The 22,028-nt window shown below is 73.7% G+C and carries 21 protein-coding genes; 13 read left to right on the top strand and 8 right to left on the bottom strand.

The window, feature by feature from the left end:
• Nucleotides 1-3: 3 nt before the first annotated feature.
• Together QMF98_RS10395 and QMF98_RS10390 are read right to left on the bottom strand one after the other, a co-directional pair.
• On the bottom strand, nucleotides 4-531 hold the full coding sequence (locus tag QMF98_RS10395; RefSeq protein ID WP_337972983.1) for a type III secretion system chaperone family protein: 528 nt from the start codon (nucleotides 529-531) through the stop codon (nucleotides 4-6).
• Nucleotides 528-1,121 carry a type III secretion system chaperone family protein gene (locus QMF98_RS10390; RefSeq protein ID WP_337972982.1) on the bottom strand — a complete coding sequence of 198 codons (594 nt, stop codon included), beginning with the start codon at nucleotides 1,119-1,121 and terminating at the stop codon, nucleotides 528-530. Before QMF98_RS10390 ends, QMF98_RS10395 begins: the two co-directional genes overlap by 4 nt.
• Before the next feature lie 36 nt (nucleotides 1,122-1,157).
• Between QMF98_RS10390 and miaA the strand changes: the two genes are divergently transcribed.
• Entirely contained in the window at nucleotides 1,158-2,132 is a 975-nt protein-coding gene (gene miaA, locus QMF98_RS10385) for a tRNA (adenosine(37)-N6)-dimethylallyltransferase MiaA (protein WP_337972981.1), read from the top strand.
• Nucleotides 2,129-3,085 (top strand): diaminopimelate epimerase, encoded by a 957-nt coding sequence (dapF, locus tag QMF98_RS10380; RefSeq protein ID WP_337972980.1) that lies wholly within the window; start codon nucleotides 2,129-2,131, stop codon nucleotides 3,083-3,085. The genes miaA and dapF overlap by 4 nt, the downstream gene beginning before the upstream one ends.
• An 8-nt stretch (nucleotides 3,086-3,093) precedes the next feature.
• Here the strand turns inward: dapF and QMF98_RS10375 are convergent, their stop codons facing one another.
• Nucleotides 3,094-3,729: a class I SAM-dependent methyltransferase gene (locus tag QMF98_RS10375; protein WP_337972979.1), complete on the bottom strand. Its 636-nt coding sequence runs from the start codon at nucleotides 3,727-3,729 to the stop codon at nucleotides 3,094-3,096.
• Nucleotides 3,730-3,775: 46 nt separating this feature from the next.
• On the opposite strand from QMF98_RS10375, the gene hflX reads away from it, so the two are divergent.
• The 3 genes from hflX to QMF98_RS10360 all read left to right on the top strand — a co-directional run bounded on the left by hflX (nucleotide 3,776) and on the right by QMF98_RS10360 (nucleotide 8,616).
• The gene (gene hflX / locus QMF98_RS10370; protein WP_490715606.1) at nucleotides 3,776-5,353 is read left to right on the top strand and encodes a GTPase HflX; all 1,578 of its coding nucleotides are present in this window, start codon (nucleotides 3,776-3,778) and stop codon (nucleotides 5,351-5,353) included.
• A gap of 87 nt (nucleotides 5,354-5,440) precedes the next feature.
• Nucleotides 5,441-7,525, top strand: coding sequence for an ATP-dependent DNA helicase (locus QMF98_RS10365; RefSeq protein WP_337972977.1), 2,085 nt, complete (start codon nucleotides 5,441-5,443; stop codon nucleotides 7,523-7,525).
• Nucleotides 7,526-7,611: 86 nt separating this feature from the next.
• Nucleotides 7,612-8,616, top strand: coding sequence for an L-lactate dehydrogenase (locus QMF98_RS10360; RefSeq protein ID WP_337972976.1), 1,005 nt, complete (start codon nucleotides 7,612-7,614; stop codon nucleotides 8,614-8,616).
• Nucleotides 8,617-8,685: 69 nt separating this feature from the next.
• Here the strand turns inward: QMF98_RS10360 and lexA are convergent, their stop codons facing one another.
• Entirely contained in the window at nucleotides 8,686-9,432 is a 747-nt protein-coding gene (gene lexA / locus QMF98_RS10355; protein ID WP_263732332.1) for a transcriptional repressor LexA, read from the bottom strand.
• 287 nt (nucleotides 9,433-9,719) lie between these two features.
• On the opposite strand from lexA, the gene QMF98_RS10350 reads away from it, so the two are divergent.
• The gene (locus QMF98_RS10350) at nucleotides 9,720-10,163 is read left to right on the top strand and encodes a LysM peptidoglycan-binding domain-containing protein (protein WP_337972975.1); all 444 of its coding nucleotides are present in this window, start codon (nucleotides 9,720-9,722) and stop codon (nucleotides 10,161-10,163) included.
• A gap of 127 nt (nucleotides 10,164-10,290) precedes the next feature.
• Nucleotides 10,291-10,857: a transcriptional regulator NrdR gene (gene nrdR, locus QMF98_RS10345; protein ID WP_337972974.1), complete on the top strand. Its 567-nt coding sequence runs from the start codon at nucleotides 10,291-10,293 to the stop codon at nucleotides 10,855-10,857.
• Here nrdR and QMF98_RS10340 read toward each other — a convergent pair.
• The gene (locus QMF98_RS10340; RefSeq protein ID WP_337972973.1) at nucleotides 10,837-11,862 is read right to left on the bottom strand and encodes an aldo/keto reductase; all 1,026 of its coding nucleotides are present in this window, start codon (nucleotides 11,860-11,862) and stop codon (nucleotides 10,837-10,839) included. The two genes, nrdR and QMF98_RS10340, sit on opposite strands and share 21 nt — an antisense overlap.
• Nucleotides 11,863-12,017: 155 nt before the next feature.
• On the opposite strand from QMF98_RS10340, the gene QMF98_RS10335 reads away from it, so the two are divergent.
• Nucleotides 12,018-12,206, top strand: a complete 189-nt coding sequence (locus tag QMF98_RS10335; protein WP_337972972.1) for a DUF5302 domain-containing protein — start codon at nucleotides 12,018-12,020, stop codon at nucleotides 12,204-12,206.
• Between the two features lie 130 nt (nucleotides 12,207-12,336).
• Here the strand turns inward: QMF98_RS10335 and serA are convergent, their stop codons facing one another.
• Complete coding sequence (gene serA / locus QMF98_RS10330; RefSeq protein ID WP_263732327.1) at nucleotides 12,337-13,536, bottom strand: phosphoglycerate dehydrogenase; 1,200 nt, start codon at nucleotides 13,534-13,536, stop codon at nucleotides 12,337-12,339.
• A 68-nt stretch (nucleotides 13,537-13,604) separates the two neighbouring features.
• Nucleotides 13,605-15,848: a HelD family protein gene (locus QMF98_RS10325; RefSeq protein WP_337972971.1), complete on the bottom strand. Its 2,244-nt coding sequence runs from the start codon at nucleotides 15,846-15,848 to the stop codon at nucleotides 13,605-13,607.
• Between the two features lie 227 nt (nucleotides 15,849-16,075).
• On the opposite strand from QMF98_RS10325, the gene QMF98_RS10320 reads away from it, so the two are divergent.
• The 5 genes from QMF98_RS10320 (at nucleotide 16,076) to QMF98_RS10300 (ending at nucleotide 20,994) form a co-directional block, all read left to right on the top strand.
• Nucleotides 16,076-17,302: a PP2C family protein-serine/threonine phosphatase gene (locus tag QMF98_RS10320; RefSeq protein WP_337972970.1), complete on the top strand. Its 1,227-nt coding sequence runs from the start codon at nucleotides 16,076-16,078 to the stop codon at nucleotides 17,300-17,302.
• 62 nt (nucleotides 17,303-17,364) lie between these two features.
• Nucleotides 17,365-18,963, top strand: a complete 1,599-nt coding sequence (locus tag QMF98_RS10315; protein WP_337972969.1) for a sensor histidine kinase — start codon at nucleotides 17,365-17,367, stop codon at nucleotides 18,961-18,963.
• Between the two features lie 124 nt (nucleotides 18,964-19,087).
• Complete coding sequence (locus QMF98_RS10310; protein ID WP_263732323.1) at nucleotides 19,088-19,525, top strand: response regulator; 438 nt, start codon at nucleotides 19,088-19,090, stop codon at nucleotides 19,523-19,525.
• A gap of 123 nt (nucleotides 19,526-19,648) precedes the next feature.
• Nucleotides 19,649-20,578, top strand: coding sequence for a PAC2 family protein (locus QMF98_RS10305; RefSeq protein WP_337972968.1), 930 nt, complete (start codon nucleotides 19,649-19,651; stop codon nucleotides 20,576-20,578).
• Nucleotides 20,579-20,790: 212 nt separating this feature from the next.
• Nucleotides 20,791-20,994, top strand: a complete 204-nt coding sequence (locus QMF98_RS10300) for a cold-shock protein (RefSeq protein WP_263732321.1) — start codon at nucleotides 20,791-20,793, stop codon at nucleotides 20,992-20,994.
• Nucleotides 20,995-21,088: 94 nt separating this feature from the next.
• On the opposite strand, the gene QMF98_RS10295 is transcribed toward QMF98_RS10300, so the two are convergent.
• A complete protein-coding gene (locus QMF98_RS10295; RefSeq protein WP_337972967.1) occupies nucleotides 21,089-21,919 on the bottom strand; it encodes a spermidine synthase in 831 nt (276 codons plus the stop codon).
• Nucleotides 21,920-22,028 lie beyond the last annotated feature (109 nt).

The following is a 22,028-nucleotide window of genomic DNA, read 5'->3' as shown; positions in this document are numbered from 1 at the left end:
CCGTCAGTGGTCGGGGACGTCCGGCGGTTCGGCGGCCGCGCCGGGGTCGGGCAGCATCCCCTCGAGCGCGGAGAACATCTGCACGCCGGTGCCGAGGCCGCACGCGATCAGCTGGGCGAGCTGCACGTCCGTGGCGCCCGGCTCCAGGTCGGCCGAGACCTCGCTGTACAGCGCCAGCTGGCCCTCCTCCTCCCGGAGGTACGCCTTGGGCCAGATCCGCTCGCGGTTCCAGTCGTTGACCGTCAGTGCGACGGCGGGCCGGTTCTCCAGAGCGAGCATCCGGTGCCACCGGCCGCGCACCTGGAGGATCTCCTGGTGCTCGCCCAGCAGCAGGAACCAGAACCGGTTCTCGTCCCAGGTGCCGGTGAGGTCGCCGTCCTCGTCGACCACGAACTTGTAGCCGCGGCCGCGCAGGTAGTCCGCGACGCGCGACCGGGCCAGCGGCGTCGGAGGCTCGTCGTCGGCCAGCCGGGACTTGGCGGGGGTCGGCAGGCCGCCGAGGGCCCGCTGCAGCCACCCGGGCCGGCTCACGGGGCGACCCCGGCCGGGTCGGGGTACCGCTCGTCCAGCGAGTCGAAGAACATGCTGCCGGTCGACAGGCCGCAGAACAGCGTCTGGTGCAGCTGCGCGTCGGTCGCACCGTGCTCCAGGTCGACGGCGACCTCGCTGATCACGTGGACGCGACCGTTGTCGCGGACCCGGACGTACGCCTTGGGCCAGATCCGGTCGGCGTTCCACTCGTTGCACAGGTCCAGCACCTCCTCGAGGCGCTCGATCGCCACCTCGCGGTGCCACTGCCCGCGGATCTGCAGGATCTCGGCCTGCTCCCCGAAGAGGAAGAAGTAGAACAGCCGGCCGCGCCAGAGACCTCCGAGGTCACCGTCGTTGTCCACGAAGTAGGAGAAGCCGTTGTCGGACATCCAGGCGGCGATCCGGGCCGGTGTCACGGGGACCGGGAGCTCCTCGCCGGCCTCGGCGACGCCCAGCTCCCGGGCGAGCAGGGCCGCGACGTGGTCGTGCAGCTCGTCGTCCGACAGCGGTGGCCCGTCGTCCGGCTCCGGTGCCCGACGACGGCTCCGGCGGGCGACCCAGTCGCGCGCGCGGTCGGCGAAGGAGGCCATGCGTCGAGGGTACCCAGCACCCGGTACGGTCGACGCGTGCCGTCCGTCTCGCGCCCGGCCCTCGTCGTGGCCGTCGTCGGACCGACGGCCACCGGGAAGTCCGACCTCGGGATCGCTCTGGCGCTCGCGCTGGGTGGCGAGGTGGTCAACACCGACGCGATGCAGCTGTACCGCGGCATGGACATCGGCACGGCGAAGGTGCCGTTCGACGAGCGGCAGGGCGTCCCGCACCACCTTCTCGACGTGCTGGAACCGTCGCAGGACGCCTCGGTGGCGGACTACCAGCGATGGGCGCGCGCGACGCTGGACGAGCTCGCCGGCCGTGGCCGCCGGGCGGTCGCCGTCGGCGGGTCGGGCCTCTACGTCCGGGCCCTGCTGGACCGCCTGGAGTTCCCCGGGACGGACCCCGCGCTCCGGGCGGCGCTCGAGGCGCGTGTCGAGTCAGAGGGTTCCCGAGCGCTGCACGACGAGCTGCGCCGGCTCGACCCGACGGCCGCGGACGCCATCGGCCCGCGCAACGCGAGGCGCATCGTGCGGGCCCTCGAGGTGATCGGGGTGACGGGGCGGCCCTACTCCGCGGCGCTGCCCGACCACGTCGACGAGGTGCCCTCCGTCCGGATCGGTCTGGACTGCGACCGCCCGACCCTCGACGCCCGCGTGGCGGCGCGCGTGCGACGGATGTGGGAGGAGGGCCTCGTCGACGAGGTCGACCGGCTGGTCTCCGGCGGCCTCGGCCGGACCGCGGCTCGTGCGGTGGGCTACGCGCAGGTGATCGCGATGCGGGCGGGTTCGCTCACGGAGCAGGAGGCGTTCGAGTCCACCGTGGCCGCGACGCGTCGGCTGGCGCGCAAGCAGATGGGCTGGTTCGGCCGCGACCCGCGCGTGCACTGGCTCGACGCGCAGGCGCCCGACCTGGTCGACCAGGCGCTCGACGTCGTCGCGCGGGCCGACGCCGGCACGCTCGGACCCCCGCCGGAGCGCCCCGACGGTCGCCGTAGTCTGGGCTCATGACGTCCGTTCCCGCCGCCCAGCGGCTGCACGTGGCCAAGGGGCACGGGACACGCAACGACTTCGTGCTGATCGACGACCGCGACGGGAGTCTCGACCTGACACCCGCGCTGGTGCAGGCGCTGTGCGAGCGACGTGCGGGGATCGGCGGCGACGGTGTGATCCGGCTCGTCGCCTCCCGCCGGTTGGTCGAGGACGCGGCGAGGCTGGCGGTGGACGCGGGTGCCGAGTGGTTCATGGACTACCGCAACGCTGACGGCTCCGTCGCCCAGATGTGCGGCAACGGCGTGCGGGTGCTGGCGGCGCTGGTGCGCAGCCTCGGGCTCTGGGACCCCCGCGACGGCGAGCTGGTGCTCGGCACTCGCGCCGGCGTGCGACGGGTCCGGGAGGTACCGGTCCCGGCGGGGGTCGCCGACGATCGCTGGTACTCGGTCGACATGGGCGTGTGGTCGTTGCCGGGTGGCGCTGGGGCCGTTCAGGCGGGCGGCGACGCGACGGTCGACGTCCCGGGGCTGCCGGTGGCGCGACCGGCCCTCAGCGTGGACATGGGCAACCCGCACACGGTGGTCGTCGTCGCGGACGCCGACGAGCTGGAGGGCGCCGACCTGACCCGCGAACCGACCGTTCGCCCCGTCCCGCCCGAGGGCACCAACACCGAGCTGGTGCTGCCCCTCGGGGAGCGCGCCACCGAGGACGGCGGGACGGTCGGCGCCGTCCGGATGCGCGTCTACGAGCGCGGCGTCGGCGAGACCGCCTCCTGTGGCACGGGGGCGTGCGCGGCGGCGCTCGCGGTGCGCACCTGGGCGGGCGACGGGGCGCCGGACCAGTGGCTGGTGCACGTGCCGGGGGGCACCTTGCGCGTCACGGCCCGGGCCGACGGGCACGTCGAGCTGGCCGGTCCTGCGGTGCTGGTCGCCGACGCGACGGTCGACCTGGCGACGCTGACCTCGTCCTGACGGGTCCGTCAGCGGGCGACGTCGTCGCCCGACCGGGACGCCTCCGCGCGGAGCACCCGGAACCCCTTGGCGCTGCCGGACCGCTCCGTGCGGACGTCCGGCCCGAGCTCCTCCTGCAACCACCGCAGCAGCGGGTCGGCGCCGAGATGGCGGCCGACCACGAGCCAGGCCTCGCCGCCCGGTTCCAGGCGGGTGAGCCACCGCCGGAGCAGCGCGTGGAGCTCCTCCTTGCCGACCCGCACGGGTGGGTTCGACCACACCGTGGCGAACCGCACGTCGGAGGGCACGGCCTCCGGTGTCGCCGCGGTGACGTTCTGCAGGCCGAGCGCCGCCGCGTTCCGCCGCACCAGGTCGAGCGCCCGCTCGTTGACGTCGACGGCCCACACGTGCGCATCGGGGGACTGCAGCGCCAGCGTCAGGGCGAGCGGGCCCCAGCCGCAGCCCAGGTCGAGCAGGTCGCCGGAGGCGGGGGGTGTCGGCACGGAGCGCAGCAGCACCCGGGTGCCCAGGTCGACGTGGTCGGGGGAGAAGACGCCCCCGGCGGTCTGGACCGCGACGGTCCTGCCCGCCAGCTCGACCTCGATCGTCCGCCGCTCGGCGGCCGAGGACGGACGGGCCGTGAAGTAGTGCTCCTGCTCGCCCACGCGCCGACCCTATCGGCGTCCGCCACGCCGCTCGGCCCACGGCGAAATGCCTCGCCGCTCCGCATCGCCCGTGCGACCCTGGAGGGACCGACCTGAGAGGAACCGCGTGAACGACCCCCGGACCACCACCCACGGGACGCCTGAAAGGGCGCGCACCGCGCAGGAGGTGGCCGACGACGTGGTTGCACGCGTGCTCGCCCGGGCGGGCGCCTCGCTGCAGTCCTCCGCGGCGGAGCACACCACCTACGACGGCGACCAGCTGGAGCTGGAGGAACGCACCTCGCTACGACGGGTCGCCGGTCTGTCGACGGAGCTGCAGGACGTCACCGAGGTCGAGTACCGGCAGCTGCGGCTGGAGCGCGTCGTGCTCGTCGGGCTGTGGGGCGAGGGAACGGCGGAGGACGCGGAGAACTCGCTGCGCGAGCTCGCCGCCCTCGCCGAGACGGCCGGTTCGCAGGTGCTCGACGGGCTGCTGCAGCACCGCCGCACGCCGGACCCCGGCACGTACCTCGGCTCCGGCAAGGCGGCCGAGCTGGCGCGCCTCGTGGCGGCGGTCGGTGCGGACACCGTCGTGGTCGACGGCGACCTCGCTCCCTCGCAGCGGCGCTCCCTGGAGGACGTCGTCCGCGTCAAGGTCGTCGACCGGACGGCGCTGATCCTCGACATCTTCGCCCAGCACGCCAAGTCCCGGGAGGGCAAGGCGCAGGTCGAGCTGGCCCAGCTCGAGTACCTGCTGCCGCGGCTGCGCGGCTGGGGCGAGTCGATGTCCCGGCAGGCCGGTGGTCAGGTCGGCGGCGCGGGCGCGGGCATGGGGTCGCGTGGCCCTGGCGAGACAAAGATCGAGCTCGACCGCCGTCGCATCCGCAACCGGATGGCGCGTCTTCGCCGGGAGATCGCCGCGATGCAGCCATCGCGTCAGACCAAGCGGGCGTCGCGCAAGCGGAACGCGGTGCCGTCGGTGGCGATCGCGGGCTACACCAACGCCGGGAAGTCCTCGCTGCTCAACCGGCTCACCGGAGCGGGCGTCCTCGTGGAGAACGCGTTGTTCGCGACGCTGGACCCGACCGTGCGGCGGGCCGAGACCGCGGACGGGCGCGTCTACACGCTGGCGGACACCGTCGGCTTCGTGCGGTCGCTGCCGCACCAGCTGGTCGAGGCGTTCCGGTCGACCCTCGAGGAGGTGGCCGACGCGGACCTGATCCTGCACGTCGTGGACGCGTCGCACCCGGATCCCGAAGGTCAGATCGCCGCGGTGCGGCACGTGTTCGCCGACATCCCGGGGGCGATGGACGTGCCCGAGATCATCGTGCTGAACAAGGCGGACCTCGCGAGCCCCGAGGCGATCGCCCGCCTCCGCTCCCGCGAGGTGCACTCCGTGGTGGTCTCGGCGCACACCGGCGAGGGGATCGCCGAGCTGATGGAGCTGGTCGCGGACCAGCTGCCGCGCCCCGGTGTGCCGGTCGACGTGGTGGTGCCGTACTCGCGCGGGGACCTGGTCAGCCGCGTGCACGAGCACGGCGACATCGATGCGGAGGAGCACACGCCGGACGGCACGTGGCTGCGCGCCCGGGTCGATGCGACGCTCGCCGGTGAGCTGAACGCGGTGGCGGTCCGTCGCGCCTGATGCAGCCCGCCCACGCGGCGGTCGGGCCCGCCCGCGCTCGTCGCGGCACCGGCACGGGTCGACGCGTGCCGCGACTACGCTGACGCGGTGCCAGCCCCCGAGCCCCCCGTTGCGGAGCTGCTCGACCTGGCGGTGACGGCTCTCGGCGGCGCTCGCCGGGACGGTCAGCACGCGATGGCGGAGGCCGTCGCCCAGTCGGTGGACCGTGGCGAGCACCTGCTGGTCCAGGCGGGGACCGGTACGGGCAAGTCGCTCGGCTACCTCGTCCCGGCCGTCCGTCACGCGGTGCTGGCCGACGAGCGCGTGGTCGTGTCCACAGCCACGCTCGCGCTGCAGCGCCAGGTGGTCGCACGGGACCTGCCGCTGGTGGCCGACGCGCTGGCGGACCGGCTGCCCCGCAGACCGACGACGGCGCTGCTCAAGGGCTGGCACAACTACCTGTGCGTGCACAAGGTGGCCGGGGGGTACCCGGAGGACGACACCGCCGTCCTGTTCGATCTCGGCGAGCGTCGCGGCGCGGCCGACCACCCGGCGCCCGACGCCGAGGCCGGCCGCGAGAGCCTCGGTGAGCAGGTGGTGCGGCTGCGGGAGTGGGCGCAGGAGACGGACAGCGGGGACCGGGACGACCTCGTGCCCGGCGTGAGCGACCGGGCGTGGCGGCAGGTGTCCGTCACGTCGCTGGAGTGCCTGGGCTCCACGTGCCCGATGGTCGACGAGTGCTTCCCGGAGCGGGCCCGCGCCGCGGCACGGGCGGCCGACGTCGTGGTGACCAACCACGCGATGCTGGGGATCGCGGCGTCGGGGTCGCCGAACGTGCTGCCGGAGCACCAGGTGCTGATCGTCGACGAGGCGCACGAGCTGACGGACAGGGTGACGGCGCAGGCGACCGACGAGCTGTCGTTGGCGACCGTGGAGCACGCCGCCCGGCTGGCCCGTCGTCATGGCGGCGTCCCGACGACCGACCTGGACGCCGCCGGCCGCGCGCTCGCCGCCACGCTGGTCGAGCTGCCGGAGACACGGTTCGCCGACGGCCTGCCACCGGCCGTGCGTGACGTGGTCGGCTCCGTGCGGGACGCCGCCCGCGCCCTGCTCAGCGCGCTGAAGCCGGACCCGAGCCGCGCGGCGGCGGGCGGCGGCCCGGACGGCGGCGTGAAGATGGCCAGCACCGCGATGCTGTCCCTCTTCGAGGTCGCCGAGCGGATGACGGCCGACCCGGAGGACGCCCGCCGGCAGGTGCTGTGGTGCAGCCGTTCCGAGGATCGTCGCGGCGGCACCCTGGCGCGGCTGCTCGTCGCCCCGCTCGCCGTGCACGGACTCATCCGCACCAACCTGCTGGCCGGTCGCTCGGCCGTCCTGACGTCGGCGACCCTGACGCTCGGCGGCTCGTTCGAGCCGGTCGCCCGGTCGATGGGCCTCACCGGCCCGCCCGAGGCAACGGCCCAGCCCGCCGTCGAGACCGGCGTCCCCCCGGAGCGGTCGTCGAACGGGGACGAGGCCACCCAGCCGTGGCGGGGCCTCGACGTCGGGAGCCCGTTCGACTACGGCAAGCAGGGGATCTGCTACGTGGCGCGGCACCTGCCGCCACCCGGTCGGGAGCCCGCCACAGCGGCTCAGCTGGACGAGATCGAGGCGTTGGTGCGCGCCGCCGGCGGTCGCACGCTCGGCCTGTTCTCGTCCCGCCGGGCCGCACAGGCGGCCGCCGAGGCGATGCGGCAGCGGCTCGACGTCCGGGTGCTGCTGCAGGGCGACGACCAGCTGCCCACGTTGGTCGCGCAGTTCTCGGCCGACGAGTCGACGTGCCTGTTCGGCACCCTGTCGCTGTGGCAGGGCGTCGACGTGCCGGGCGCCACCTGCCGGCTGGTGATCATCGACCGCATCCCGTTCCCGAGGCCGGACGACCCTCTCATGGCGGCTCGCACGGAAGCCGTCGCGGCGGCCGGGGGGAACGGGTTCATGGCGGTGTCCGCGACGCACGCCGGCCTCCTCTTGGCGCAGGGTGCCGGCCGGTTGATCCGGACCGTCGACGACCGGGGTGTGGTGGCGGTCCTGGACCCTCGTCTGGCGACCGCTCGGTACGGCACGTTCCTGACCAGGAGCATGCCGCCGTTCTGGACGACGACCCGGCGTGACGTCGCTCTCTCCGCGCTGCAACGGCTGGCGGCGGCCGACTAGCCTTCCGAGTACCGGGGTGATCCGGTCAGGGCGTGACCAACGTCCTGCTGCCGCCGCCAGGTCGCGGCGCACCGCGAGGAGGAGCCGTGAGCGAGAGCGACGACATCGACGAGGGTGGCCTGCACGGGACCGTCTTCTCTCCCCGCAGGGCCTCGAAGCTGGCGATCGTCGGTGCGGGCGCCGTGGGGTCGACCATGGCCTACGCCGCGCTGATGAGGGGTTCGGCGCGGACCGTGGCGCTGTTCGACATCAACCGCGCGAAGGTCGAGGCCGAGGCGCTGGACCTGTCGCACGGGATCCAGTTCATGTCGATGGCGGAGGTCGTCGGCTCGGACGACATCGGGGTCCTCGCCGACGCCGACGTGGTGATGTTCACGGCCGGCGCCAAGCAGAAGCCCGGCCAGAGCCGCCTCGACCTGGCCGGGGCGACCATCTCACTGGTGCAGAAGGTGCTGCCCAGCATCGTCCGCGTGGCGCCGAACGCCGTCTACGTGATGGTGACCAACCCTGTCGACGTGGTGACCTACGCGGCGCTGAAGATCTCCGGCCTGCCGCCGTCGCAGCTGTTCGGCTCCGGCACCGTGCTCGACTCCTCGCGCCTGCGCTTCCTCATCGCCCAGCACACCGGGGTTGCGGTGCAGAACGTGCACGCCTACGTCGCCGGGGAGCACGGGGACACGGAGATCCCGCTCTGGAGCTCGGCGAGCCTCGGCGCGGTGCCGCTGCTGGACTGGAACGGCTTCGGCGACCGTGGTCCGCTGACCGCCGGCGTCCGGGAGGCGATCGCCCGCGACGTGGTCGAGTCCGCCTACAAGATCATCGAGGGCAAGGGCGCGACGAACTACGCCATCGGGCTCGCCGGCTCGCGCATCATCGAGGCGATCCTCAAGGACGAGCACCGCATCCTGCCGGTCTCGTCCCTGCTCGAGGGCTACCACGGCATCAGCGACGTCTGCCTCTCCGTCCCGGCCGTGGTGGCGGCCGACGGCGTGGGCGAGCGGATGCCGGTGCCGATGTCCAGCGACGAGCTCGCGGGCATGCGACGGTCCGCCGACGCGGTGCGGTCGGTCGCGCGGCAGTTCGGGTTCTAGTCGACGCCTGCGGGCTCGCCGGTCCTGACCGGCGGGCCCGCAGGGCCGTCCTGGCGTGCGCCGATCGCGCTAGAGGCTGCGCAGCACGCTGACCACACGACCGAGCACCGTCGAGTCGTCGCCGGGGATCGGTGCGTACGCGGGATTCTGCGGCATCAGCCAGACGTGACCGTCCGTGCGCTTGAGCGTCTTGACCGTCGCCTCGCCGTCGATCATCGCCGCGACGATCTCGCCGTTCTCCGCCACCGGCTGGCGCCGTACCACCACCCAGTCGCCGTCGCAGATGGCGGCGTCGATCATCGAGTCGCCCCGGACCCGGAGCAGGAAGAGGTCGCCCTCGCCGACCACCTGGCGGGGGAGCGGGAAGACGTCCTCCACCACCTGGTCGGCGAGGATCGGGCCACCGGCCGCGATCCGTCCGACGACGGGCACGTATGCCGGCCCGGGGGTGCGGTCCAGCTCCGGCAGGTCGGGGTCGAGACCGGCCGCCCATTCCGCCGTCCCGATGCGCACCGCACGGGAGTCGTCGGGCTGGACCACCTCGATCGCGCGGGGCCGGTTCGGGTCCCGGCGCAGGTAGCCCTTGCGCTCGAGCACGGTCAGCTGGTGCTTGACCGACGACGGGCTGGTCAGGCCGACCGCCTCGCCGATCTCCCGCATGCTCGGCGGGTAGCCGCGGCCCTCGACGGACTGCTTGATCGTCGCCAGCACCAACCGCTGACGCGGTGTGAGCCCCTCGTCGTCGGGGGCGCCGTCCGGTAGTGCGTGCACCGAGGCGAGGGTCCCGTCCTCGTCCGTCCGCCTGCTGTCCGTCACCGCGCTGTCCTCCCTGTGGCCGGCGGCGTGCCGGACCGTCGCGCCCACCGACCCCGCCGTCCGCGTCCCGCCTGGTCCCAGCGCCGCGCGGGTCGTGTCAGTGGTCGGTGATGGTCTGTCGCCGTGCAGCGAGCGTATGGCCCGCGGCACCCGGACTCAAACACCTGTTCGAGCGTGTCTCGACGGATGTCGGTCGGGTCTGGTAGACATCGTACAGACGTTCGACGAACGGATGTTCGATCCGGTGGTGGCGCCGCGAGGTGCCACCCGCGACGGAGGTGGGCAGCATGAGCGCGATCCTGGTCACGGCACGTCCGGCGGTCGTTCCCGTCCGGGCTGGTGCGGCGGCGCCTCGCGGTGTCGCAGGGACGCGGGAGCGGCACCTCCGGCTGGTGCCGGATGCGACGGCGCCGGCGGACGAGCGGTCGGCTCAGGAGCGGCCGCTGCGGCTGACCCGGCGGGGGCGCGTCGTGGTGGCGGCGCTCTCGCTGCTGCTCGTGGCCGGCGTCGGCGTCCTGGGGAGCAGGGCAGCGGCTGACGGACCCGCCTCCGCTCCGGTGGTCGAGCGGCACGTCGTGACGCCGGGCGAGACGTTGTGGGGCATCGCCGCGTCGGTCGCGCGTCCCGGTCAGGACGTCCGGGACGTGGTGGTCGAGCTGCAGAAGCTGAACGGGATGGGCGACTCGGGCCTGGTGGCGGGCGAGGAGCTGGTGGTTCCCGCCGCCGGCTGACGGCCCTTCGTTCCTTGCGCGGCCCGCAGGCGTCGCTTAGCGTCGCCTGCGACCCCGACGAGTCGGAGGGGTCGTTCGACGGTGCCGCCGACCGCCCCCGGGTGGCGGCACAGGTGAGAGGACCCCTGTGCACTGCCCCTTCTGCCGGAACCCCGACTCGCGCGTCGTGGACTCGCGGACGTCTGACGACGGTGCATCGATCCGTCGTCGACGTCAGTGCCCGCAGTGCGGACGACGGTTCACCACGCTCGAGACCACGAGCCTCGCGGTGGTGAAGCGGTCCGGCGCCACCGAGCCCTTCAGCCGGGAGAAGGTCGTCAACGGCGTCCGCAAGGCCTGTCAGGGTCGGCCGGTCAGCGAGGACGACCTGGCCCTGCTGGCGCAGCGCGTCGAGGAGACGCTCCGCTCGTCCGGCCAGGCCGAGGTCGACGCCTACGAGATCGGGCTGGCGATCCTCGGTCCGCTGCGCGAGCTCGACGAGGTCGCGTACCTCCGGTTCGCCTCCGTGTACCAGGGCTTCGACTCCCTGGAGGACTTCGAGGCGGCGATCACCGTGCTGCGGGCCGCGCACGAGGACCACGACTCCGACGACGTGGCTCCCGACGCGACGGAGGAGCCGGCTGCGAGCCCGGCCGACGGTCGACCGTCGGTCCCGACGCCGCCGGGTCCGCCGTCAGAGGTCGCTCGAGCGTGAACCCCAGAGGTTGATGCCGGCATCGACGGCGTGAGGCTCGACCGCGACGAGCTCGTCCTCGGTCAGCGGCGCGGTCGCCGCACCGGCCAGGTTCTCGTCCAGCTGCTGCGGCGTACGCGCACCCACCAGCACGGTCGTCACCCGTGGGTCGCGCAGCACCCACGCCAGCGCGAGCTGCGGCAGCGTCCGTCCTGAAGCCCGTGCGATCTCGTCCAGCGCGCGCACGTGCCCCAGCGCCTCCTCGGTGAGCCACTCGGGGCGGAGGGGACCGCCCCGTGCAGCGCGGGAGCCCGCCGGTACACCGTGCAGGTAGCGGGTGCTGAGCATCCCCTGCGCGAGCGGCGAGAAGGCCACCATGCCCATCCCGGCGTCACCGACCACGTCCAGCAGCGACCGGCCGTCGCTCCCGGGCCGCTCCACCCACCGGTTCAGCATGGAGTAGGCCGACTGGTGGACCGTGAGCCGGATGCCGAGCTCGTCGGCGACGCGCAGCGCCTCCCGGGTCCGGTCCGCCGAGTACGAGGAGATGCCGACGGCCCGTGCCTTCCCGGCGCGGACCGCACCCGCGAGTGCACCGATCGTCTCCGCCAGCGGCGTCGCGGGGTCGTACCGGTGCGAGTAGAAGACGTCGACGTGGTCGGTCCGCAATGCCCGCAACGAACGGTCGAGGGACGCGCGGAGGTACTTCGCCGAGCCGTGCTCCCCGTACGGTCCTGGCCACGCGCGATAGCCCGCCTTGGTGGTGATCACCAGGTCGTCACGGTGCGCCGCGAGCTCCCGGTCGAGCAGCCGACCCACGGCCTCCTCGGCGGCGAAGGGCGGGGGTCCGTAGTTGTTCGCCAGGTCGAGGTGGAAGACGCCGCGGTCGACGGCGCGCAGCACGAGGGCCCGCTGGGCGTCGAAGGACGTGTCCTGGCCGAAGTTCTGCCACAGCCCGAGAGAGACGGACGGGAGGATCAGACCGGCCGCGCGTCGGGTCGGTACCGGCTCGGGGAAGGCGTGCACGTGGCCGACGCTACGGCAGAGCCGGCGCACCCGAGGTGGCCGGTAAGGGTCTCGCGGCTGTCCGGCTTGCCCGTCGTCACGCCGACGGGCCAGGCTGGCCCCAGGCCGCCCGGATGGGCGGCAGCGGGCGGTGCCCGCACTATGAGGGAGGGCCCATGGCGGACGAGGAGCACGCACCGACGGTGAGCGAGGACGCCAAGGCGAAGTTCCGGGAGGCTCTGGAGCGGAAGAAGTCGGCACAGCACCGGACGACCGACGGCTCGGCGGGCAGCGGTTCCGTCCGCGGGTCCGAGACGTCCGGACCCGTGCAGCGTCGGTTCCAGCGCAAGAGCGGCTCGGCCTGACACGGGGCTGATCGGGGTCTGTTCCGGGATCGACCCGGGCCGGACCGGTCCCGGACCCGGGCAGGGCTCCCAGGTGCACGACCACGGCCGTCGTCGCAGCAGTGCGACGACGGCCGTCGTCGTCCCGACCTCAGGAGAGCAGACGCAGGCGGACGGACTCGGGGCGGTCCCGCAGCGCCGTCACGGCCGCCTCGTCGACCAGGCTCCCGGCGTCCGTCACCACGTAGCCCAGCTCGCCGCGCGTGGCCAGCAGCTGGCCCTCGATGTTGACACCGTGCTCGGCCAGGGTCGCGTTCACCGCGGCGAGCACGCCGGGCACGTTGCGGTGCAGGTACGCCAGGCGGTGCACGTCCGGCGCCTGGTCCAGCGCGAGGTTGGGCACGTTGACCGACAGGGTCGTCGAGCCGGTGGTGAGGTAGTCGCGCACCTTGTGGGCGACGAACTGCCCGATCGCCTCCTGCGCCTCCTCGGTGGAGCCACCGGTGTGCGGGGTGAGGATCACGTTCGGCAGGCCGCGCAGCTCGGACTCGAAGGGGTCGCCGTTGCGCTTCGGCTCGTGCGCGAACACGTCGACCGCCGCCCCGGCGACGTGCCCGGAGGTGATGGCCTCCTGCAGCGCCGGGTAGTCGACGACGAAACCGCGGGACAGGTTGAGGAAGATCGCACCCTCGCGCATCCGGGCGAACTGCTTGGCGCCGAACAGCCCGGCGTTGCCGGACCGACCGTCGACGTGGAGCGTGACCACGTCGGCTGCCTCGAGCAGCTCGTCGAGCGAGTGCATGCGGCGAGCGTTGCCCAGGGCGAGCTTCTCGGCGGTGTCGTAGAACACCACCGACATGCCGAGGTTCTCCGCCAGCACCGACAGCTGCGTGCCGATGTTGCCGTAGCCGACGATGCCCAGCGTCCGGCCGCGCACCTCGTGGGCGCCGCTGGCCGACTTGTTCCACACGCCCGCGTGCATCTGCCGGTCGAAGTCCACCAGCCGCCGGGTGAGCGCGATGATCTCGGAGATCGCCAGCTCCACGACCGACCGGGTGTTGGAGAACGGCGCGTTGAAGGCCGCGATGCCGTGCGACGCGGCGGCGCGAAGGTCGATCTGGTTGGTGCCGATGCAGAACGCGCCGACGGTGAGCAGGTCCGGGGCGTGCTCGAGCGCACGGGCCGACACCTGGGTCTTCGACCGGATCCCGAGCATGTGCACGCCGTCGAGCGCCTCGATCAGCTCGTCCTCGTCGAGCGCGCCGGACCGCGTGACCACCTCGAACCCGGCCTCGGTGAGGATGGTGCGGGCGTGGGGGTGGATGTTCTCCAGCAGCAGGGCCTTCAGCACGACACCATGGTGCGCCCGTCCGCGCCTCGGACGGGCAACGGTCCGCTCCGCGGACGTCCCCGAGGGCCTCAGGCCGGCCGGAGACCGTCCGGCAGGGGGTTCGCGTGCACGACGTGCAGCAGCTGCGTCGGCCGGGTCATCGCGACGTACAGGTCCCCGGCGCTCTCCTGCAGCACCTCGGCCGGCTCGACGAGCACGACCACGTCGAACTCCAGGCCCTTCGTCTGGACCGGGCTGAGCACCACGAGGTCCGCACCGAGGTCCACCGCCGTGCCGTCGTCCGCGCCCGCGACCGGCCGGCCGAGCGCCGCCAGCGCCGCGCGGACGTGCGGCAGGCGGTGGGGGACCGCCACCAGCGCGACCCGACCGGAGCCGGCCGCGTCGGACACGTCGCCGACCGCCTTGAGGGCACGCTGCGCGGCCGCGTCGACGAGCTCGTCGGCAGCCACCCCCTCGATCACCAGGGCGTCCTCGACGTCGCGGGCGGAGGTCAGGGGGCTGACGGGCAGGCCGACCGCGACCGCCATGCGGCCCGCGGCCTCCGCGACGACTGCCGGCGTGCGGTAGTTGACGGTCAGCTCGGCCAGCCGCCACGAGCCGCCGAGCACCGGGTCGAGCATCCCGGACCACGAGCTCGCACCGCCAGGCGACGACGTCTGCGCCACGTCGCCGACCACCGTCATCGACCGGGTCGGCACGCGCCGCAGCAGCGCTCGCCACGCCATCGCCGACAGCTCCTGCGCCTCGTCCACGACGACGTGCCCGTAGGTCCAGGAGCGGTCTGCGGCGGCTCGTTCCGCCGTGGTGAGCGACGGTCCGGTGCCGGCGAACCGGTCCGCGAGCGACTCCGCCGAGACCAGCCCGCCGGCCCCGGTGGACGCGAGCACCTGCCGGGCGTACTCCACCTCCTCCGCACGGCGCCGTGCGGCGTTGCGTGCCTGGGCGCGAGCGGCCTGGTCGTCCTCACCGAGCAGCTCGGCCGCCTCGTCGAGCAGCGGGACGTCGGCGGCCGTCCACGGCGACTCGGCCGGCCGTGCGAGCAGCTGACGCTGCGCGGCGCTCAGCTCCGGTGCGGCCTCGGCCAGCCGGTGCGGCTTGGCGTACAGGTCGGAGACGAGCTTCTCGGCCGTCAGCGGCATCCACGCGAGGTTCAGCGCGATGCGGATCTCCCGCGTCGTCCGCAGCTCCTCCATCAGCTCGGCGCGCTCGTCCGCCGGGACGGGGAAACCCAGCTGGGCGGCGTACTGCTCCGCGAGCCGTCCCAGCATGTCGCGGACGAAGCCGATGCGGGCCTGGTTGTGCGGCCGGTGCTGGCGCTGCGCGCGTGCGATCGCCGAGGCGACGTCCGAGGGCCGCACCTCCACGAGCCTGCCGTCGATCCGGACGCTCACCGGTGCAGCGGGAACGCGCTGGCGCGCGCGGACCGCCCGTGCCACGACGCGGGCCATCACGGCACGGCCCTTCAGCTCCGCCACGTCAGCGGCCTCGGGCGCCACGCCGACGACGCCCGGGTACAGCTCCGACAGCGTGGTGGTGACCACGCCGGTCTCGCCGAGCGCAGGCAGCACCTGGTCGATGTAGCGCAGGAACGTCCTGCTCGGGCCCACGAGCAGCACCCCCGCGCGCTCGAGGAGGCGGCGGTGCGCGTAGAGCAGGTAGGCCGCCCGGTGCAGGGCCACGGCCGTCTTGCCGGTGCCCGGACCGCCCTGCACCACCAGGGTCCCCTGCAGGTCGGCCCGGATGACCGCGTCCTGCTCCGCCTGGATCGTGGCGACGATGTCGCCCATCCGGCCGGTGCGCCGAGCGCCGAGGGCCGCCAGCAGCGCCCCCTCTCCGCTCAGCGTCCCGGCGGTGTCCGACGCGTCCAGCCGGTCCAGGTCGAGCACCTCGTCCTCGACGCCGGTGACGGTGCGACCGGACGTCACCAGGTGACGTCGCTGCACCACCCCCTCGGGATGCGCCGCGGTCGCCCGGTAGAACGCCCGCGCCGCGGGAGCGCGCCAGTCGGTCAGCAGCGGGGTCTGCTCGGCGTCGGTCAGCCCGATGCGTCCGACGTAGCGGCGCTGGCCGTCGTCCAGGTCGAGCCGGCCGAAGGCGAGGCGGTCCTCGACCGCCTCCAGCTGCGCGAGCCGGTCCTCGTACAGGGTGGCGAACGCGTCCCGCTCGCTGCGGTTCTGCGGGGACCCGGACGGGCCGGACCGTCGCACCGCGGCGAGGCGGTCCCGGGTCTGGGCTCGCTGCTGGTCCAGCCGGGCGTACAGCTCGTCGACCACCTGCTGCTCGCCGGCGAGCTCGTCCTGACGTCCTGCCACCTGCTGCGCTCCTGTCCGGCGGCCCGTGGCCGTCGTTCCGGGTCCTGCACGGACGTCGCCCGGAGTTCGATCGAGGGTGTCGATCGGCGCGGGCGGCCGTCCATTATCCGACTCCGGCGTAGGCGCTGCACGCGCGTGTCCGCGCGGTGCGCTGCGCCACCGCCCGCCGCGCGCCGGGCGGTGCCCCGCCGTACGCTTCGCCAGACGGCCGGCCGGAGAGGAGACCTGTGAGGCACACGCCGCCCGCGTCGGACGACGTCACCCGCTTCGGCCCGGTCGGGACGCGGACGGACGGCCCGCTCCGCATCCTCCTGGTGGAGGACGACGACGGGGACGCCCTGCTGGTGCGGGAGCACCTCGCGGACGCCGGCCTGGAGACGCGCCTCACGTGGGTGCGCACCATGGACCAGGCGCTCGAGCGGCTCGACGTGGACTGCGTGCTGCTGGACCTCGGTCTGCCGGACACCGTCGGCCTCGCGGGTCTGGAGCGGCTGCTGTCCCACCAGGCGCCCGCTGTCGTGGTGCTCACAGGACTTGCCGGCGACGGGGTGGGGCTCGCCGCGGTCGCCGCAGGCGCCCAGGACTACCTGGTGAAGGGCGACGTCGACGGCGAGAGCCTCGGTCGTTCGGTGCGCTACGCCGTGCAGCGCCGCCGGCTGGAGGACACCGACAGGGCTCTGTACCGCAGCCTCGTGCGAGGCGCGGAGGCGGCGCGGCTGGAGCGGGCGCTGCTGCCGAGGCCGTCGGTCCAGGACCCGGGCCTCGAGGTGCGCGTCGGGTACCGGGCGGGCCGGGACGGTCTGCTGGGCGGCGACTTCTACGACGTGGTGCAGCGGCCGGACGGCACCGTGCTGGCGATGGTGGGCGACGTCTGCGGTCACGGGCCCGACGAGGCGGCGCTGGGCGCCACCTTGCGCACGGCGTGGCGCACGCTCGTGGTGACCGGCGTCCCGACCGAGCAGATCCTCGGGCAGCTCGAGCTGGTGCTGGCCACCGAGCGCTCGCGGCCCGAGCTGTTCACCACGGTGTCGATGCTGGCGGTGCACCCGGACCGGCGGCACGCCGACCTGTACCTGGCAGGACACCCGGTGCCCATGCTGGTGGGCGACCCGGCTCGGCTGTTGCCCGCCTCGGCACGGGGCCGTGCCCTGGGCATCCCCGTACCCGGTGGCTGGGACCCGCTGCCGCTCGAGCTCGGGGACCGCTGGCGCGTGATGCTCTACACGGACGGTCTGCTCGAGGCGACCGTCGGCGGCGGGGGCGAGCGGCTCGGCAAGGACGGTCTGCTCCGGGTGGTCGAGGGTGCGGCCGCCGCCCACGGCCACGTCCCGGCGGTGCCGCCCGGCGCCGGTGACGACCCGCTGGTGACCACGGTGCTCGATGCCGTGCGGGACCGGCACGGCGGCGACCTCGTCGACGACGCGGCGGTGATCGTGATCGGGCGGAGGTCATGACGACGCCGCGCTCCTCACGCCGGGTTGTTCCGATCCGCACCCTGCGCGACCGGCTGACCGGCATGCTGACGACCGCGACCGTCGTGCTCGCCGTGGTGCTGGTGGTCGCGACGCTGGCCGCTGCTCGGCTGCTGTCCGTGCAGCGGGCGGTCACGCAGCGCAGCTTCGACGAGATCACCCGGGCGGACAGCGCCTACGCCGGGCTGGCCGACGCCCGGTCGGCCGTCCTCTCGTACGCCATGGCCGCGGACCCGTCGACGCTCGGACCGTTCGACACGCTCCGCAGCGCTCCCGACGGCGGCTTCGACGCCCTGGCGGCCGACCTGTCGGGCTCCGGTGACGTCGCTGCCGCGAACGCCGGCCGGCGCGCTGCTGCGGCGGCCGAGGCGTGGACCTCCGGGTGGGCCGACCCCGTCGTCGCGCAGGTGCGGGCCCAGGGTGCCGGCTCCGTGGCGGCGGCGCAGGTGCAGGCCGGTCAGCGTCTCTTCGACGCGGTCCACGACCAGGCGAGCGGCCTGTCCACCGCACTGCGCGCCGAGCGGGACGGTGCGCTGAACCGGCTCGCCCTGTACACGCAGGTGCTGCTGGCCTCGGTCGCGCTGCTGGCCGTGTCGGCCGTCGTCGCCGGCGTCCTGCTCTGGCGCGCCCTGCGGGGCTGGGTGCTCCGCCCGATCGACCAGCTGACGGCGGACACCCGCGCCGTGACCTCCGGCGACCTGCTGCACGAGGTCACGCTGGACGGCCCCGGGGAGTTCGAGGTGCTGGCGCGCGACGTCGAGGCGATGCGGCACGCCCTCGTCGTCCAGGTGCAGCAGATCCAGGCGTCGCGCGCGGGTCTGGAGGAGGCGCACGCGCGACTCACCGAGCAGGCCGAGGAGCTGCGGCGGTCCAACCGCGACCTCGAGCAGTTCGCCTACGTCGCCTCGCACGACCTGCAGGAACCCCTGCGCAAGGTCGCGTCCTTCACCCAGCTGCTCGCCAAGCGGTACGGCGGTCAGCTGGACGAGCGGGCCGACCAGTACATCCAGTTCGCCGTGGACGGCGCCAAGCGGATGCAGCAGCTGATCCAGGACCTGCTGGGCTTCTCCCGCGTGGGTCGGCTGGGCGGCGAGAGCTCGGACGTGCCCCTGCAGGACGCGCTCGACGCGGCGCTGGACACGCTCTCGGAGCGGATCCAGGAGAGCGACGCGGTGGTGACGCACGACGAGCTGCCGGTGGTCCGCGGCGAGCCGCCCCTGCTCGAGCAGCTGCTGCAGAACCTGGTCGGCAACGCGATCAAGTTCCGTCACCCCGACCGTGCGCCGCGGGTCCACGTGAGCGCGAGGCCGGCGGACGACGGGTTCTGGGAGCTGGAGTGCCGGGACAACGGCATCGGCATCGAGCCGCAGTACGCCGAGCGGGTCTTCGTCATCTTCCAGCGGCTGCACGCCAAGGACGTGTACGAGGGCACGGGCATCGGGCTCGCCCTGTGCAAGAAGATCGTCGAGTACCACGGCGGCCGGATCTGGATCGACGGCACGGCGGGCGCCGGGACGTCGATCCGGTGGACGCTGCCCGGGGTCGAGGTCGAACGCCCGTCCGGGCCGGAGGGCATGGAAGCGGTGCAGCCGTTCCCCCTGCCGACACCCGACGCGCGAACGCCTGACCCGCTCACAACCTGACCCGCTCACGACCTGACCCGCTCACGACCTGACCCGCCCACGACCTGGCCCGTTCAGAACCTGACTCGGCCACCACCCGAACCGGCCCGACCGGGGCCTGACGAGACGAGAGGACGGTGCATCCGTGCCGGACCAGAAGATCATCGACGTGCTGCTGGTGGAGGACGACCCCGGGGACGTCCTGATGACGCGCGAGGCGTTCGAGCACAACAAGCTGCGCAACCGCCTCGCCGTGGTGTCCGACGGCGTCAGTGCACTCGAGTTCCTGCGCAAGCAGGGGGAGCACGCGCAGGCCCCGACGCCGGACCTGATCCTGCTCGACCTCAACCTGCCTCGGATGGACGGCCGCGAGGTGCTGCAGGCGCTGAAGTCCGACGACGAGCTCCGCAAGATCCCGGTCGTCGTGCTGACCACCTCGGAGGCCGAGGAGGACGTCGTCCGCAGCTACTCGCTGCACGCGAACGCCTACGTGACCAAGCCGGTGGACTTCGACCGGTTCATCGACGTGGTGCGCCAGATCGACGAGTTCTTCGTCGAGATCGTGCGGCTCCCCGCGCACTGACGCACGCTCACGCCGACGGCTCCCGCGGCGGAACCGTCCCGGGAAGAGTCGGGGGCGTCGCGGCGTTGTGACCCTCGACCGGGTGCACCGCCCGGCGCAGGACGAGGACGAGCGAGGCGCCACATGCTGGATCCCAGCGAGATCTACGACGTCGACCCGCAGGTCGCCGCTGAGGTGGACGCGCGCGGTGCGACCATCGGCTCCGGCCCGGTGCTGGTGCACGCCGTCCGCGGGTTCGTCGACGCCGGCCAGGCCGGCCAGCTCGCCGCGGAGCACCTCACCGAGCAGCTCGGGTCCCGCCGGCTGGTCACGTTCGACGTCGACCAGCTGATGGACTACCGCTCCCGTCGGCCGGCGATGACCTTCGACTCCACCACCTGGACGTCGTACGACGAGCCCGAGCTCGCGGTCGACCTGGTCGAGGACGAGCAGGGCGTGCCCTTCCTGCTGCTGCACGGCACCGAGCCGGACGTGCAGTGGGAGCGGTACGTGGCCGCCGTCCGTCAGGTGGTGGAGCGCTTCGACGTGCCGCTGACCATCGGCCTGCACGGCATCCCGATGGGTCTGCCGCACACGCGGCCGGTGTCCGTCACCGCGCACGGCACCAGGCCCGAGCTGGTCGCGGACCAGCCGGCGTGGTTCGGCACCGTGCAGGTCCCGGCCAGCGCCCAGGCGCTCCTCGAGTACCGCCTCGGTCAGTCGGGGCACGACGCGATGGGCTTCGCGGTGCACGTCCCGCACTACCTGTCCCAGTCGCCGTTCCCGCAGGCCGCCATCGCGGCGCTCGGGCGGGTGGAGCGCGCGACCGGCCTGCAGCTGAAGGTCGGGGCGCTGGAGCCCGCCGCGCACCAGACCATGCGGCAGATCGACGAGCAGGTGGCCGGCTCCGAGGAGGTCGCCTCCTTGGTGCACGCGCTCGAGGAGCAGTACGACGCGTTCACCCGGAGCATCGGGCGGACGAACCTGCTGGCCTCGACCGACGAGCTGCCGACCGCGGACGAGCTCGGCGCCGAGTTCGAGCGGTTCCTCGCCGAGCAGTCCGACGAGGGGTAGCCCTTTACCAGATCGTTGCGTGGAGCGAGGTCCGTTCGTCCCAGAACCGTGGCGTGCGTCACGTCCCACGTGCAAGGATGCCTGCGTTGCAGTGACGTACGGACGCTTGACCGGCGCTTGGCTGTGCCACCCCGGGGCAGCACGTGAGGCATTGCGGCACGGCGGAGGCAGCGGGCCTGCGCCGTCACCGGTGGGACAGAAGGAATCAGGACATGGCACAGGGTGCTGTCAAGTGGTTCAACGCCGAGAAGGGCTACGGGTTCATCGCCCAGGACGGCGGCGGCGCCGACGTCTTCGTCCACTACTCGGCGATCGACACCCAGGGTTACCGGTCGCTGGACGAGGGCCAGCGCGTCGAGTTCGAGATCACGCAGGGCGCGAAGGGCCCGCAGGCCGAGCACGTCCGTCCCCTCTGATCGGCAGCCCCTGCGGGGCTTTCCGGTAGAGGACCACAACCAGAACGACGGGGCCGCACCTCGTGGGGGTGCGGCCCCGACGTGTGTCCGGCGGTCAGGGGCGTGGTGCCTCGTCCACATCGTGGCGGACGGGTGCCCGGCCCGCGAAGCCGCTCAGCTCCGTGCCGTGCAGCAGGTGCGCCGGCACGGGGAGGGACCGCAGCGCCCTGGCCAGCGCGGGGGAGTCCAGCACGGCGGACGCGTCGGTCGCCGCGAGGACGACGTTGCCGTACCGGCGCCCCTTGAGCTGAGCCGGCTCGGCGATGGCGGCGACGTGGGTGAACACCGAGGCGACCGTCGCCACCTCCGAGCGTGCCAGAGTGAGCGGTGGACGGTCGGCGCAGTTGGCGAGGTAGAGACCGCCGGGCCGCAGCACCCGGCTCACGTCCGCGGTCAGCTCGGCAGTGGTGAGCGGGTCGGGGGTGCGGTCGCCGGCGAACACGTCGCGGACGACGACGTCCGCCGAGGCGTCCGGCAGGCGGCCCAGCTCGGTGCGTGCGTCGCCGACCCGGATCCGCAGCGCGGGGGACCGCGGCAGGTCGAACCAGCTGCGCACCAGCGCCGCCAGCTGCCCGTCCAGCTCCACGGCCAGCTGCCGCGACTCGGGCCGCGCCGCGTGCACGGCTCGCGCGAGCGCGCAGGCGCCGGCGCCCAGGTGCACCACCGTGAGCGCGGCGGGCGGAGGCCGGAAGGCGTCCAGCACGGCCGTCATCTGCTGCATGTACTCGAACTCGAGCCGCGTGGGGTCGGCGAGGTCCAGGTGCGAGCTCGGCACGCCGTTGACCAGGAGCGTGACGCCGTCCGGGTCGTCGGCCGTCCGGACCACCTGCGCCGTCCCCGTGCTGATCCGCACCGGCTCCTGCGGCCACCGCTCGTCGCTCGGCACGGACCGTGTGGGTGGTCGGTGCGAGGGTGGGCGCCGTCGGGGACGCCCCGGGGATGGCGGCACGTGGCCAGCGTACCGTCCGGGTTGACGGCGATCGAACACCTGTTCG

This window comes from Cellulomonas sp. NTE-D12, assembly GCF_027923705.1.
In the GTDB taxonomy this organism is placed as follows: domain Bacteria; phylum Actinomycetota; class Actinomycetes; order Actinomycetales; family Cellulomonadaceae; genus Cellulomonas.
This window is presented reverse-complemented; position numbering and strand designations above follow the sequence as displayed.